8 protein-coding genes are annotated in these 15,234 nt (G+C 43.9%); 3 read left to right on the forward strand and 5 right to left on the reverse strand.

Translation table 11 applies throughout. The features are described from left to right. The first annotated feature begins 1,495 nt into the window (after positions 1–1,495). Entirely contained in the window at positions 1,496–2,401 is a 906-nt protein-coding gene (bla, locus tag M1L62_RS25515) for a class A beta-lactamase, subclass A2 (RefSeq protein WP_254562480.1), read from the forward strand. 89 nt (positions 2,402–2,490) lie between these two features. Here bla and M1L62_RS25520 read toward each other — a convergent pair whose 3' ends face one another. Then, positions 2,491–4,080 carry a DUF6345 domain-containing protein gene (locus M1L62_RS25520; protein ID WP_254562481.1) on the reverse strand — a complete coding sequence of 530 codons (1,590 nt, stop codon included), beginning with the start codon at positions 4,078–4,080 and terminating at the stop codon, positions 2,491–2,493. A 345-nt stretch (positions 4,081–4,425) separates the two neighbouring features. On the opposite strand from M1L62_RS25520, the gene M1L62_RS25525 reads away from it, so the two are divergent. Next, on the forward strand, positions 4,426–8,640 hold the full coding sequence (locus tag M1L62_RS25525) for a M4 family metallopeptidase (protein WP_254562482.1): 4,215 nt from the start codon (positions 4,426–4,428) through the stop codon (positions 8,638–8,640). Between the two features lie 171 nt (positions 8,641–8,811). Here the strand turns inward: M1L62_RS25525 and M1L62_RS25530 are convergent, their stop codons facing one another. The 3 genes from M1L62_RS25530 to M1L62_RS25540 all read right to left on the reverse strand — a co-directional run bounded on the left by M1L62_RS25530 (position 8,812) and on the right by M1L62_RS25540 (position 11,968). Continuing rightward, on the reverse strand, positions 8,812–9,354 hold the full coding sequence (locus tag M1L62_RS25530) for a hypothetical protein (RefSeq protein ID WP_254562483.1): 543 nt from the start codon (positions 9,352–9,354) through the stop codon (positions 8,812–8,814). 84 nt (positions 9,355–9,438) lie between these two features. After that, complete coding sequence (locus M1L62_RS25535) at positions 9,439–11,151, reverse strand: GMC oxidoreductase (protein WP_254562484.1); 1,713 nt, start codon at positions 11,149–11,151, stop codon at positions 9,439–9,441. A gap of 127 nt (positions 11,152–11,278) precedes the next feature. Then, positions 11,279–11,968, reverse strand: coding sequence for a DUF4240 domain-containing protein (locus M1L62_RS25540; RefSeq protein WP_254562485.1), 690 nt, complete (start codon positions 11,966–11,968; stop codon positions 11,279–11,281). A gap of 212 nt (positions 11,969–12,180) precedes the next feature. Here M1L62_RS25540 and M1L62_RS25545 point away from each other — a divergent pair, with 212 nt between their 5' ends. Then, the gene (locus M1L62_RS25545) at positions 12,181–14,910 is read left to right on the forward strand and encodes a glycoside hydrolase family 78 protein (protein WP_254562486.1); all 2,730 of its coding nucleotides are present in this window, start codon (positions 12,181–12,183) and stop codon (positions 14,908–14,910) included. 144 nt (positions 14,911–15,054) lie between these two features. Here the strand turns inward: M1L62_RS25545 and M1L62_RS25550 are convergent. Beyond that, positions 15,055–15,234: hypothetical protein (locus M1L62_RS25550; protein ID WP_254562487.1), on the reverse strand; the 180-nt coding region annotated here is incomplete at its 5' end.

Consider the following 15,234-nt stretch of genomic DNA (forward strand, 5'->3'; position numbering starts at 1 on the left):
GGTTTAGCAATAGCAAATACGAACCGTTCCGACGGAACGGAAATCGAGCAATTCAACGTGCTTTCTACCAACGAAATGTTCCTACCAGAACAAAACATGTGGATGTTCTGATGTCGTTGTCCCATGGAGAGATTTGGTTGGTAGGAAATAGAACGGGGTCGCGTACGCATGTTTTCCGGATTACGTTTAATAATCGCAAATACGAACCGTTCCGATGGAACGGAAATCGAGCAATTCAACGTGCTTTCTACCAACGAAATGTTCCTACCGGAACAAAATATGTGGATAATCTGATATCATCTCTCAGTCGGAACAAAAACACTTTAATATCCCGATATCATTGTCCCATAGGGACATTTTGTAGGTAGAAAATGGAGCGGAACCATGTGGTTTTCGTTCCGTAGGAACGTTTCGTGATTTGGTGCATTTGAATTGTTGTTGAGGCGGGTTCATTTTGACATGTTTTCGGAGTTACGTTTAGCAATAGCAAATACGAGCCGTTCTGATGGAACGGAAATGGAGAAATCCAACATGCTTTCTACCAACGGAATGTTCCTGCCGGAACAAAATATGTGGATAATCTGATATCATCTCTCAGTCGGAACAAAAACACTTAAATATCCCGATATCATTGTCCCATAGGGACATTTTGTAGGTAGAAAATGGAGCGGAACCATGTGGTTTTCGTTCCGTAGGAACGTTTCGTGATTTGGCGCATTTTAATTGTTGTTGAGGCTGGGTCATGTTCACATGTCTTTGGGGTTACGTTTAATAATAGCAGATACGAGCCGTTCCGATGGAACGGAAATGGAGAAATCCAACATGTTCGCTACCAACGAAATGTTCCTGCCGGAACAGAACATGTGGATGTTCTGATGTCGTTGTCCCATGGAGAGATTTGGTTGGTAGGAAATGGAACGGGGTCGTGTGCGCATGTTTTCCGGATTACGTTTAATAATAGCAAATACTAGCCGTTCCGATGGAACGGAAATCGAGCAATTCAACTCGCTTGCTACCAACGAAATGTTCCTACCGGAACAAAATATGTGATGTTCAGATATTATGTCCTTATCGGAACAAAAACATTTAAATATCCTGATATTATTGTCCCATAGGGACATTTTGTAGGTAGAAAATGCAGCGAAACCATGTGGTTTTCGTTCCGTAGGAACGTTTCGTGATCCGGCACCTTTTAATTATTGTTGGGTATAATGTTTAATGAAGATCTGCGCTATAACGAAGTCCGGTCCGAGACCGGTGACGCAACGACGTAGTCTGGAGACTACGCCGAACAGTGAACAGTAACTACGCCGAACAGTGGCTGCACCGAATAATGACCGCGCCGAACAATACCGAAAAGCATATCGTTTAACCATTGAATGAAACCCTTAAATAATTAGAATCGGGTCCACCAAAAGTATGGCAATGTTTTATTAAGTTTGATAGCTGATGCAATTTTGCAGATACTTCTATTACATTTAATTAGGGGCAACTTATGACCAGAGTACTTCGTTCAACCTTTTTTCTTTTTCTATTTACCCTTCAACATATTTCAGCTCAAACAACTGGCGCTTTAAAAGAGAAAATTGAACAAATTATTTCGGCAAAAAAGGCTGTTGTCGGCGTTTCAATCGTTGATGGCAATGAGAAGGAAATTTTATCCATAAACGGCGACAGGCATTTTCCGTTGCAGAGTGTATTTAAGTTTCATATTGCATTGGCAGTCCTATCTCAAATTGACCAGGGGAAATTTTCACTGGAGCAAAAAATTAAAATTGAAAAGAAAGACCTTCTACCAAATCTTTACAGTCCAATTCGGGACAAATATCCCAATGGAACGACATTGCAACTTTCCGAAATTTTGGAGTACACCGTTTCCCAAAGTGACAATGTTGGATGCGACCTGTTGTTAAGACTACTTGGTGGTCCGCACGTCGTTGACGAATATTTCAGGAAAATCAATATTAAAGACGTTTCGATAAAAATAACCGAAGAAGTACAGCAGGCAAACTGGGATTTACAGTTTGAAAACTGGACGACACCAAAAGCGGCAAATGAAGTCCTGGTGAAATTTTATCATAACAAGAAAAAGCTACTGTCTCAAAAAAGCCACGACTTTATTTGGGAAACGATGAAAGGAACCAAAACAGGCAAAGCCCGGCTAAAAGGAGAGCTGCCGGGTAATACGATTGTTGCCCACAAAACCGGCTCGTCGGGAGCAAGTAAGGCAGGTATAACAGAAGCAGTAAATGACATCGGCGTAGTGTTTTTGCCAAATGGACAAAAGTATTTTATTAGTGTTTTTGTATCAAAATCGACTGAAAATAGTGATACCAACGAAAAAATAATTTCGGATATTTCAAAAGCAGCTTGGGACTATTTCATGAATCGGGTAAAGTAAGTTCTTATCTGAATCCTTGGAAGTTGTGATTAAAACGCTTCATAGAGTAGTTCGGCATAGTTTGAGGACTACGCCGAACCATTCTTTTTTTAGCAAACCGTCCACATAGCACTCATCGATGTAGGGTTGGTCGGGTCTGCTGATACGGAACCGTGTCCCCAGGCATGGTCGTTGAACGGATCTGCACCGGCACGACTGGCCCACATAGCACCCACATAAATGTTAGGACCATCAGGTGCTCCGTAGCCATTCGTGGATGGCTGTATTTCCTTGGCAGCTCTGAACCATGAATTGATCAGGGTGTTTCCCTGTTTGGCATATTGCGAAACACGTTTTCCCTCTTCGGTATTGTCAAAAGTTATACCTCCGTAACCCATCAGTATGTGAAGTCCGTCGAAGGCCCCATCCCACCGGGCTAATACGTCGCCGCCGCCGGCATATAGAATGTCATCCTGTAACGGTCCGCAAGCGGCGATGATAGCCCATTCCAGATCGTTTTGTCCCCAAAGATCACCGGGAGTTTGTGCTGCCGTACTTACTTCTGAGAAAGACAGGAACCCGTCATCCGGTTTTGACAAAACCCAGCCGTCCTTATTGGCATGACCGGTGTAAAACACAAAATCGGTCGCATCAACCCACACATCATCGTTTCTTCGCCAGTCTGATTCAAAAGCGTTCGCGTCGCCCCAGTTGAAATTGATATTCCAACCGTCGGCACGCCATGCATCAATAAAACCTTTTGCATTGGCCTGGCTTCCCGAAAGTCCGCCGCTTAGGCCAATCCATGAGGTACCCGCTTCAAAAGGATTAATTGCTGCGGCGAGCGCGTGGGTGCTGTATGAGCGACGCAGTTTATCTTTTTCTTCAATAACCTTTGGCGTAATACGGGGATTACGGGCTTTTTGAGGGATATTTCTTGCTGGCGTCGGCCCAAACTTCGTGGCGGGAATAACGATATTTCTCAACGCAATAATCCGGTCTCCCAACTTTGCAGACGATTTGTAAACATAAACCGGATATAAATAAGATTGTCCGCTGAATGCAGGCCCGGCATAATAAGCCAGATACGATTCAAATGAATGAATCCCCATAGATTTGGTAATTTCTCTGAACTGGCCATCCACTGTGCCTTTTTCAATCACTTCTACATTAAACGATTCCTTTGGCTGGTTCCAGCTGCCCGAAAAACCGGTTAGTTTTCCTTTGTCGCCGAGCGTCACCGTAAAATCTCCACCTCCACCAACAACAGGATAGCCATTCACCAAAACGGGAAATACGACTTGTGTGTCAAGCTGGTGATCGGTACGTTTCTTATTCTCAGTCTGAGCAAAGAAAGTGCCTCCCAGATGAGGCTCGCCAAATTTGAACTGTTTGTCCAGCTTTGGGAGTAATTTTTTTTCTGCTACAATCTTTTGGGCTTCCGCCAATGCCTCCCGGCCTTTTAAGAGTTGTGGACGAATGGAAGGATTCCACAATTGAGTGACGTCTGCCGCCCAGATATCCTGAGCGCCATTACCAAGTTCAACACTGTATTGATCATTTTGCAAATGGATTCCCGATGCTGATTTAGAAAACTTAAAGTCGTTTCTGTCTCCGAATAAACGTTTTGACAAGTCGATGGTTTGAGCATAATCTGATTCCGATTGCGAAAGGCGATAAACAGGAAGTAATTCTGACATGGTTAATAACATTTAGGTGAATGATATTGGCTACAACCGGATGGTTGGCCAGCCATTGATTAACAGCATGTTTTTAGTCGCAATAAGGTAACGCAAGGGAAACAGGCAGCACTGATTTTTTTTACATATCTATTCAGGAAACTGTTTTTAATGATCTTTCAACGAAGGAACGTTTAGTATCAGCCGGAAGGGATCATGAGTACAAAAACAGGCAATCCGTCGGGTGGATGATATGGGGTCGGTTTTATGCGGAAAATTCATAAAATATTTAGAATCAACGATCTATACGACAATATAATTTACTACTTTGGCATCTCGTTATCCCGAACTTATTCTTACATATCTATGAAAAAAATTCTACAAATTGTTTGTGCCGTTTTCCTGTGCGCAGAGGTATCTCAGGCACAGGATGCAGTCAAGGGAGAAATTGATGCATTTGCGGCCAAAACCGGTTCTGTTGCTACGATCGATAAAGCAACCAATTCGATCAGTTTTTTACGTTTCCCTGTTGCCAGAGCCTATCAGGCAGACGGGGGCGATGTGCAGCAAAAGTCTGCAAATTTTATGTCGGTCAATCCTAAAATATTTGGTTTAAGAGCTAATCAGGATGATTTCAGGTTTAGAGAAATTCGGACAGATAATTACGGATTGGAACATGTTACACTTCAGCAAACCTATAAGGGCGTTCCGGTATTTGACGGTATGTACAGGTTTCACTACAACAATAACAAAGAGCTGACCGCGCTCAATGGTAATTTTATTTCAGAAATAAAGGTCAATACAGCGCCTACACTGGCGCAGCATGAGGCAGAGGCACTGGCCATAAAATATGTTCAAAAGGGAGTATTACAAAAGGTTGAAAATCAGCTGAGAGTCAACAAGAGTAGCCTGTATATTTTTCAGAAAGGCCTGGCGCAAGGATATAACGGAGACAAATCACTGGTATATGAGGTGGAGGTTAGAAATGACGTTGATGTGCGCGAGTTTTTATACATCGATGCGCATACCGGCGTTTTGGTTGAGCAATTTACCGGTATTCATAGTGCTCTACACCGTACTTTGTATGAAACGTCTATCTCTCCTGCCAATAAGAAATGGGATGAGCTTGATGCCATACACGGACCACTGGATCAATGGCAGGAGTCAGAAGTTGAAACATCCGGGTTTATTTACAATCTGATGAAAAATGCTTTTGGTCGCATATCCTATAACGGAAGTGATGCACCCATGATCACCATCAACAACGCCCCGGGTATCAGTTGTCCAAACGCAAACTGGAATGGGGCGACCGCCAATTATTGTACCGGAACTGCCGCAGATGATGTAGTGGCACATGAATGGGCACACGCATATACCGAATACACAAGTAACCTCATTTACGCATGGCAGGCCGGCGCGATGAATGAAGCTTATTCTGATATCTGGGGAGAAACCGTTGATATGCTGGACAATTATATGGATGCGGGAGAAACCAGTACCCTTAGAAACGGATGTGCAAGTTCGACCCGTTGGCAGATGGGCGAAAAAGCTTCTGCTTTCGGCGGAGCGCTGCGGGATATGTGGGATCCGACCTGTAAGGGAGCACCAGGTAAAGTTTCTGATCCGCAGTATTGGTGCGCGGCCAACGATGAAGGTGGAGTGCATACCAATTCGGGAGTATTAAACCATGCGTATGCGTTATTGGTAGATGGTGGGACATATAATGGACAAACAATTAATGGCTTGGGTTTAATCAAAGCCGCACATATTTTCTGGCGTGCACAGTCGGTGTATATGACTGCAACCACTGATTTTGCGGCGCAGGCCGATTATCTCGAATCTTCACTGACGGATCTAGTTGGGATCAATCTCCAGGGACTTTCTACGGGAGCGGCGGTTGGCAATTCCGGACAGATTCTTACAGCGGCTGACGCCGTTGAACTTAATAAAGTACTGTTGGCAGTTGAGCTCCGGTCAGAGCCTGGTTGTGGTTTTCAGCCTATTTTGAAACCGGTTGCGGCTTTGTGCGCAGGTGCTAGTCCCGGACTGGCTTTGTTTAATGAAAATTTTGAATCAGGACTGGGCGCATTTTCGGTAAGCGCTCAGACATCGTCAGGTTCCTGGGTTGCGCGCCAGTGGATATCATCTACCGCTCCTGCCGGAAGACCTGGTAAAGTGGCTTTTGGTATTAACTATCCGGGTGGGAATTGTACTTCTTCCAATCAGGCGGGGCTCATTCGTTTGGAAAGCCCTTTGATCACCATTCCTGGTGGAACAGCAGGTAATCTCAATATGGCCTTTGATCATTATGTAAACACAGAAGCAGGCTGGGATGGCGGTAACATTAAATACTCTTTAAATGGCGGAGCATGGACAATATTACCTGCGACCGCCTTTACTGCGAATGGTTACAACAACGCGTTGAATACAAGCGGGGCAGCAAACACCAATCCATTACAAGGACAGCCTGCGTTTACAGGTGCTAATGAGGGAGCCTTAAAAGGCTCATGGGGGCAAAGTCAGATTGATCTTACGTCCATAGGTCTTTTAGCCGGTGGTAATATTAAATTCCGCTGGGAAGTGGGTACGGACGGGTGCGGGGGCACTGACGGCTGGTATATTGATGATGTCCGGGTATTTACCTGCGCTGTAACACCAACTGTACATTTTATTACCGACAAATCAACAATCAATGAAGGAGAAGCAACAACCATTTCGGGCTGTTTTAAATATATCGATAAGGTTGTTACCGTGCAGATTGACCAGGCTCCAACGCAACCGGTAACCGTTAATTTCAACGCGCCCACCGGTACTGCGAAATTGGGATCTACTGCCGATTATACGATCACACCTTCGACGGTGACGTTGCAGGCAGGCGCATTAACCCAAAATGTTACCATCAGGATTTTTAATGATGCATATGTTGAAGGCAACGAAACCATCAATCTTTCTTACAATATTAATGCAAACGGAGGAAATGGTTTTGTGGCGGCATCCTTACAAACGTATCAGCTGACCATTGTTGACGATGACCTTACGCCTGGAAATTATACAGAAGAATTACTTAATTCGCGCTTCAATGACGGTTCGGGCGGCTGGACCGTAAAAAATGGAGGCAATACGCTGGATACCTGGCAGCTTACAGAATATGGTAATGCGACTTTGGATGCAACCGGTCGTCCGTTCTTTTTTGTGAATAGCGATGCAACCGGAACTACCGCGATCACGATGGATGAAATTATAGAATCACCAGCTATCAATACGGTTGGGAAAAAGAACCTTGTACTTACTTATTCTCAGGATTGGTTTCCCTACAACGGCGGATTTGCGGAACAAGGTTTGGTTGATGTCTGGGATGGTAGCACATGGCATAATGTACAAACCCAAGCTCAGACATCGGGGCATTTGGGATCAATTTTTGGAGCTGCTAACCTGCAAACCATTAACATTCCGGACGCATATGCTAATGTTAATATGAAGATTCGTTTCCGTTATGTGGCTATCTATGATGGCTATTGGGGTGTGGACAACGTGAAACTCACCAGTTCTCATTCGACCGACATTTTAACGGCGGTAAATACGGGTAATGCAGATCAGCAGTATCTGGGGCCAAATGAAACGGCAGTGTTCTACGATCCGGCCACAGGAAATCTTATGGCGAAAATCAAAAACCTTACGGCACACGATTACGGATGTACTTCGGTTGAAATCGATCGGTCGGGTGTGGATGAAACGTCGTGGGTAGGAACTTATAAAATAACGAAGAAGACATTCAAGGTGACGCCAACGAATAACAATCCGGCTGGAAAGTATGAGATAACGCTGTATTACAAGACAGCGGAATTGCCAAACTTTAATGGCGGTGATATTACTTCGATGGGTAAAAGCGCAGGCAGTATCGGTGCAGGAAATGTTGCTTCTTCATCCTTTGCGGAAGTTCAGGGAAGTGCGGCTTTCAATACCGATCTGGCCTACACCGCCACTTTTGATTCCGGATTTTCTGGTTTTGGTTTATCGGATGCCCCACCAGTCGGCCCGCTTCCTGTTACGCTAACGACATTTGAAGGAAAAAATACGGTTGAAGGAAACCTACTAAACTGGGCAACTACGATGGAGGTTAACAATGAGTATTTTGCTGTTGAAAGAACGACAGACGGAAAGAATTTTGCCGAAATTGGCAAAGTATCCGGAATCGGAAACTCATCTGTACTGAATCGCTATAAATTCCTTGACAGCGCTAATCCGAAGGGAATAAGTTATTATCGTCTGAAACAGGTTGACAAAGGCGGAAAATATGCTTACAGCCGTATCATCGACATCAATTCGCTTCAAACGAAAGAGATTAAGTTTTTCCCCAACCCGGTTCAGTCTATGCTGACGCTGGAATTGCCTGATCCTGAAATTAAATCTGTTCAGGTTCAGATCATCAATTCTGCCGGACAAAGGGTATTTGTAAAAGATGCGGTGAAGATTGTCAATGGCAACTTCAATCTCGACGTTGCAAAATTACCGTCGGGTGTCTACCAGGTAATTTTATCGGGAGATAAGGAAACCTACAACGTATCCGTACTCAAACTTTAATCAATAACTGAGCTGTAAAAACAACAGGCTGTCCTTTCATAAGGGCAGCCTGTTGTTTTATAAGAAATCTGAAAGCAGGGATGATTAGCAAAAAAGAGCAGATCGACGCGTTTCTACATGATTTACGTGAATAAAATCAGGAAGAGAAACAGCCTATTGCCGAAAGCCCCTCTAATATACCTGATCAACCACTGTCGACAGCCAGGCTGCAACTTCAATCGCAGATTTATCTTTGTTATATGTTTCGATATCACCAGTCTGGCTAACCAAAATGGACTTATAAACCTGCGTTTCTTTGTCGTAGGTATAAACGTAATAGCTGGTTATTCCCCGGTCTGCGCCGCCGCTGACGGGTTTGGAAAAGGCAGAGTCGCTAATAGCAATGCTTTTTGAAACATAGTTTTTCAAATCCGCAGCAGCAATGGACGTTGATGCGAGCGTCGTGTTCAAAAGGTTTTCTTTGATCTGACCCGAAGTAAGCCCGTTTTTTCCATTGACCTGATTCCATTTAGCCGGCTTTTCGTAAAGCCTGATCTGCCCGTCCCGGTCAATAATGAAACCTTTAAACTGATTTCCCCAGGCGCTGTTGGAATAACTTACTTCGAAATAGATCTGCTGTTCCGTTGAGCCTTCCACAGTTCCTTCATCACATGCCACGAATGCGAAAAGTGAAAGCAGTAAAACAGTAGAAAATTTTAACAATTTGATTTTCATAGAGATAGTCAGCTTGGATTATTAAAATTAACGAAATTCGCTGAATTTTTATAATAGTTAAAACTTGCTGACTTCATTTTTTGGTTACAAATTTCCCTTTTTCATTTCCCGAACCGCGTAGTCAACCGCTCTCGCAGTCAAGGCCATATACGTCAGCGAAGGATTTTGCGTAGCAGTGGAAGTCATCGACGCGCCGTCGGTAACAAACACATTAGCACAGTGATGCATTTGATTCCATTTGTTGAGCATGGAGGTTTTTGGATCTTTCCCCATACGTACGCCGCCCATTTCATGATTTTCACTTCCGGGATTACGTTTGGTGTCGGATGTTTTGATATTGGTAAAACCCGATTTATCCAGCATTTCAGATAACTGCACGTAGAAATCCTGAACCATTTTCATGTCGTTATCATCAAAATCCACCGACATATGGAGTTTCGGTATCCCCCAGTTATCCTTTTGTTCGGAATCCAGTTTTATAAAATTGCTTTCTTTCATCAAAGTTTCGCCCATCATTTGCGCGTTGGCAATCCATCCACCGGATTCAGGTTTAAATAGGTTTGCTTTCAGCGATTCCCCCAGTCCATCCGTCGGATTGCCCATTTTTGAAGTGGAGAAAGATGTCGCATAACCGCGAAGAAAATCAGTTTCCTGCTTGAAAACGTTACGGAAACGTGGAATGTAAGCAGCATTTGGTCGTTTTCCATCGGTTGTGGAATCATGAAACCCATCAAATTCAGCAGTGACTCTGCCACGATAATTATGAAAACCGATGAATTTTCCCAAAACACCGCTGTCATTTCCCAGGCCATTGGGAAAACGATTCGATATTGAATTGAGCAAGATCAGGTTGGAGTTGATGGCCGAAGCATTTACAAAAATGATTTTTGCATAATATTCCGTCATTTCCTTCGTCAGCGTATCGACGACTCTTATTCCGGTCGCCTTATTTTGCTTTTCATCATAGATAATGGAATGCACCACCGAATTTGGGCGTAAGGTCATATTGCCTGTGCGTTCCGCCCAGGGAATGGTCGAAGCGTTGCTGCTGAAATATCCGCCAAACGGACAACCCCGCTGACAAATATTACGGTGCTGGCATTTGGCGCGTCCCTGCTGCGTGTGTATGGGTTGAGGAGCCGTGATGTGAGCGGCTCTTCCTATAATAACAGGACGTGCGTTTTTGTAATTTTTAGCTGTTTGTTCGCTGAAATGTTTTTCAACACAGGTTAATTCATGTGGTGGTAAAAATTCTCCATCCGGCAGTTGAGGCAAACCATCTTTGTTCCCCGAAATGCCGGCAAATTTTTCAACGTAACTATACCAGGGAGCAATGTCTGCATAGCGTATTGGCCAGTCTACGGCAAAACCATCCCGTGCCGGGCCTTCAAAATCATAATCCGACCAACGTTGCGTTTGCCTTGCCCATAACAAAGAACGTCCGCCCACCTGATATCCCCGCATCCAGTCGAAAGGTTTGTCCTGGATATAAGGGTGCTCAGCGTCTTTCACGACAAAGTGCATCGCATCTTCCTTGAATATATAATGTTTGCTGGCAATGGGATTCTGTTCACGGATGGCAAGGGAAGGTTGTCCCAAATGTGGAAATTCCCACGGCTGCATATTCGTGGTCGGATAGTCCTGGATGTGTTTGACATCCTTTCCCCGATCCAGAACGAGTGTTTTTAATCCTTTTTCAGTAAGTTCCTTGGCCGCCCAGCCGCCACTTATTCCTGTTCCGATTACAATCGCATCAAAAGTGCGGGCTTTGATTGAATCTATATTGAGGTTCGACATTTTAATAAATATTCACGGTGATGATAACCCTGGCAGATTTTGACGCAGGTTATTTATTTTTAAAAGTCGAAGAATGGCTGAGTTACTGTATGATTGTGTTAAAAGTCTCTTGGAAATCGTATTAATGTTAGTTGAAAAAGGAGCTGAATTTCTTGGATAGCTTGGGGAATTTATTTTTAAAATCTTTTAGCTCAGTATATGTTCTCGCCATTTTGTAGTTGCCCAGATCATAATCTACCATTCCGGATTGATCACGGGGAAAGACCAGGTTAGAGTTTTCTCCGTTTTTTAGTGCAAAAGCTTCATCGGTGATACCCATCCAAGACTCCCCATCTTCATTATACTCAGTAATTTCGGCAAGATCGTCAGTGCTTGTAAGCGCAGTTTCAAAATACTTCGAGCCATTGGAAATGATCCAGAATCGAAAATATAAAAATTCATCCGTTGAAATATAATCTCCGTAAATAATTTGATACAAAGACTTGATGTCATGATGTAAAAGTTCAATGATCTTTTCGCGCAGCGTCTTTTCGAATTGAACGATTTTTTCGTTTGGTAATTTCGATAAATGAAGTTTTAAGGCTTCCATCTGATGATTGAAATGATTGGGATGCTCTTCTTTTGATTTGTCGATTAACGCCCAGAACTCGGTATCGGACATTTTGGTTGAATCTGGAAAAAACCTTGGGGACTCTTTAAAATCTACTTCTTGTTTGTGCTGACTTTCCTGATATACGATAAACTTATGATTGAAGTATTTATATCCGGCAAGAACGGACAGGAACACAGTTGCGACGACAATCAGAATAATTTTCATTATTGAAATACTGCTGGGTTTAGGAAGTGGTCATATATGGATCGGAGTGAGAACCGCGATTAGATAACAGGAGTTCATCCTTTTTTTCAATTGTCTATTTTTTCTCGGCCTAAACCATTGCATCCGACCTAATTGCGAAGATCAAATATTAAGTCTTTCCAGTCAGTAGATTTCCATACCGTATTGTTTCTAAAAGAAAACTGCATCATCCAATGAAAAAATTATACTCTGTCGCTTTTTTGGTCTTTTTGAGTTTAATTTCCTTTGCACAAGTAACGGTGACAGGGTTGAAAACCGAAGGCCAGACTAACCCGGTTGGGCTGGATGTCGTCCTGCCAAGATTTAGCTGGGTGCTGGAATCTTCCAAAAGAAATGTCAGGCAAACGGCTTATGAAATAACAGTACGGCAGGAAAAAAGACAGGCTTGGTCGTCGGGAAAAGTGGCTTCGGAAAACTCGGTCCATATTCCCTATGCCGGAACTTCGTTGGAATCGGGGAAGAAATATAGCTGGCAGGTAAAAGTATGGGATAATCAGGGAAGCAAAGCAGCGATTTCCACCGAAGGTACTTTTTACACCGCGTTGTTCAAACCGGAATCAGAAATTACTGCTCAATGGATTGCCTCCGGGTTAAAAGGAGATACGGTTTATGGAATCGTCCCTCAGTTCAGAAAAACGTTTTCTACGAATAAAAAGATAAAATCTGCCACTGCATTCATTACAGCAAAAGGCCTTTATGAGGCACAAATCAATGGGAAACGTATCGGCGACGCGTTTTTGACACCCGGCTGGACGGCCTATGCGAAACGATTGCTATATCAGAGATATGACGTTACACCACTTTTGCTTTCCGGAAAAAATGCGGTTGGCGTTAGTCTTGCCAGCGGATGGTCCCGCGGAGAATTAGGCTGGGAGAAAAAAACAAATACCTATGGCAAAGAGACGGCCCTGTTGTTTCAGTTGCAGATCATTTATACGGATGGGAGCAAAGAAACTGTTATTTCGGATAACAGCTGGAAAGTTTCGCAGGGCCCCATGCTGAGTTCTGAAATCTATGACGGAGAAGTTTACGATGCTCGGCTTGAACAAAAAGGCTGGGCAACGGCTTCTTTTGATGACGGGAAATGGTCGCAGGCGGAGGTTAAGGATTTTGCCAAAAATATTCTGTTTGCGAGTAATCATGAACTTATTCAAAAACATGAAAGCATCAAACCGGTCAAAGTACTAACTACGCCGAAAGGAGAAACCGTGCTTGATTTTGGTCAGAATCTGGTTGGTTGGATTCAGATGAAGGTTTCAGGTGATGCCGGGAGTAGGATAACTTTGTCGCATGTGGAAATGCTGGATAAAACCGGAAATCTTTATTTTGATAACCTTCGCAATGCAAAAGCGCAGGATACTTATATAATGAAAGGTGGAGGTGTGGAAACATTTGAACCGCATTTTACATTTCACGGATTCAGGTATGTTCGTGTGGAAGGGCTTGCGGGCAAGGTGAACCCGGATCATTTCACAGCAATAGCGCTGTATTCGGGCATGAAACCGACAGGCAAGTTTGAATGTTCGAATGCGCTTGTTAACCAGCTTCAGAAAAACATCCAGTGGGGACAGCGGGGGAATTTCCTGGACGTGCCAACAGATTGCCCGCAGAGGGACGAGCGTCTAGGATGGACAGGGGATGCCGAGGTGTTTTCGAGAACAGCTGCCTATAACTTCAATGTCAATAATTTCTTTGCGAAATGGCTGAAAGATGTGGCTGCGGAACAATACCCCAATGGAGCAATTCCTTTTGTGATCCCTGATATTTTGAAAGGGTCATTTTTCGGCAGACCTGAAAGTGCGGCGGGCTGGTCGGATGCCGGTGTCATTATCCCATGGAATATGTACGTGGCCTATGGGGATAAGCGGATCGTTGAGGAACAGTATCCAAGTATGAAAGCTTATCTGGATTATATAAGGAAGGCGGCGAAAAATGATTTGTGGAATACAGGGTTTCAGTTTGGCGACTGGCTTTCTTACCGTGTTGATGACTCCAAAGGAATGATCGGGCAAAAATCCGCTGTTACGGACAATTATCTGGTGACCCAGTGTTTTTACGCCTATGTGGTGGACTTAATGGCAAAGTCGGCAAAGCTTTTGGGGAAAACGGATGATGTCAAAGATTATGAAGCATTGGCAGGCAGGATCAGAAAAGCCTTTCAGCAGGAATATGTAACGCCCGGCGGGAGACTAATTTCGGAAACACAAACGGCCTACGTTCTTGCATTACAATTTGATATGCTTCCCGAATCGGTGCGACCGGTTGCTGTGAAGCGATTGGTTGATAACATAAAGAGTTATAATTATCACCTTACCACTGGTTTTTTAGGAACGCCGTTTCTGACAAGTTCTCTAACCCGCTTTGGAGAAATTGAAACCGCTTATAAGTTATTGTTGCAGGAAACGTACCCGTCATGGTTGTATCCTGTGAAAATGGGAGCAACTACGATCTGGGAACGCTGGGATTCGCAAAAGCCGGACAGTACATTTCAGGATCCAAGTATGACTTCCTTTAATCACTACGCTTATGGCGCGGTGGGCGACTGGATGTATCGTTCCATTGCCGGGATCGATACCAAAGAAGAGGGAGCCGGATATAAGGATATTATTATTAAGCCAGTTCCGGGTGGTGGTTTGACCTCTGCTTCGGGCAGTATTGATACTTATTATGGAAAAGTCGCTTCCGATTGGAAAATAGACGGCGCGAAATTCAGCCTGAATGTGGAGGTTCCTGTTAATACATCTGCTACTATATATATACCTGTAAAAGGAAGTACTCAAAAAGTCACCGAAACCGGTACAGACATTGCAGCCTTAAATGGTGTACGGGTACAAAATGACGAGGATGGGTTTAAAGTGATCAGGGTGGGCTCAGGAAAATATCAGTTTCTGGTAGCCGAGTAGGGTATTTTGCTTTTGACTACCATTGTGAGGCCTGAAAGAACATGTATATATGGTGTACATGTTCTTTCAGGCTTTTTGTTTTGGTGGAATACCTGTTGTTGCCGGTCTCAGACCGCATTTAATGCCAACATTCTATATATAGTGTCACATTTCTCCAAAAGGAAAGCCTGTCCAGCCCCATCTCCAAGGTCTTCCTGCACAATCCCGACTCACCAAACCCCAAATCTGCGGCAACCCGCTACTGCGCACCCAGCCTTTTAAGGCTGTTTCCCTTGTCCCAACGATCCACCCCTGCAACAGCCAAAAAAACTTTCCTAAAAACGC

Origin of the sequence: Dyadobacter diqingensis (assembly GCF_024220585.1) — a bacterium.
Classification (GTDB): Bacteria; Bacteroidota; Bacteroidia; order Cytophagales; family Spirosomataceae; genus Dyadobacter; species Dyadobacter diqingensis.

Coding starts and splice junctions, on each gene's coding strand:
- bla (WP_254562480.1), top strand. CDS start 1,496: ATGACCAGAGTACTTCGTTCAACCTTTTTTCTTTTTCTATTTACCCTT.
- M1L62_RS25520 (WP_254562481.1), bottom strand. CDS start 4,080: ATGTCAGAATTACTTCCTGTTTATCGCCTTTCGCAATCGGAATCAGAT.
- M1L62_RS25525 (WP_254562482.1), top strand. CDS start 4,426: ATGAAAAAAATTCTACAAATTGTTTGTGCCGTTTTCCTGTGCGCAGAG.
- M1L62_RS25530 (WP_254562483.1), bottom strand. CDS start 9,354: ATGAAAATCAAATTGTTAAAATTTTCTACTGTTTTACTGCTTTCACTT.
- M1L62_RS25535 (WP_254562484.1), bottom strand. CDS start 11,151: ATGTCGAACCTCAATATAGATTCAATCAAAGCCCGCACTTTTGATGCG.
- M1L62_RS25540 (WP_254562485.1), bottom strand. CDS start 11,968: ATGAAAATTATTCTGATTGTCGTCGCAACTGTGTTCCTGTCCGTTCTT.
- M1L62_RS25545 (WP_254562486.1), top strand. CDS start 12,181: ATGAAAAAATTATACTCTGTCGCTTTTTTGGTCTTTTTGAGTTTAATT.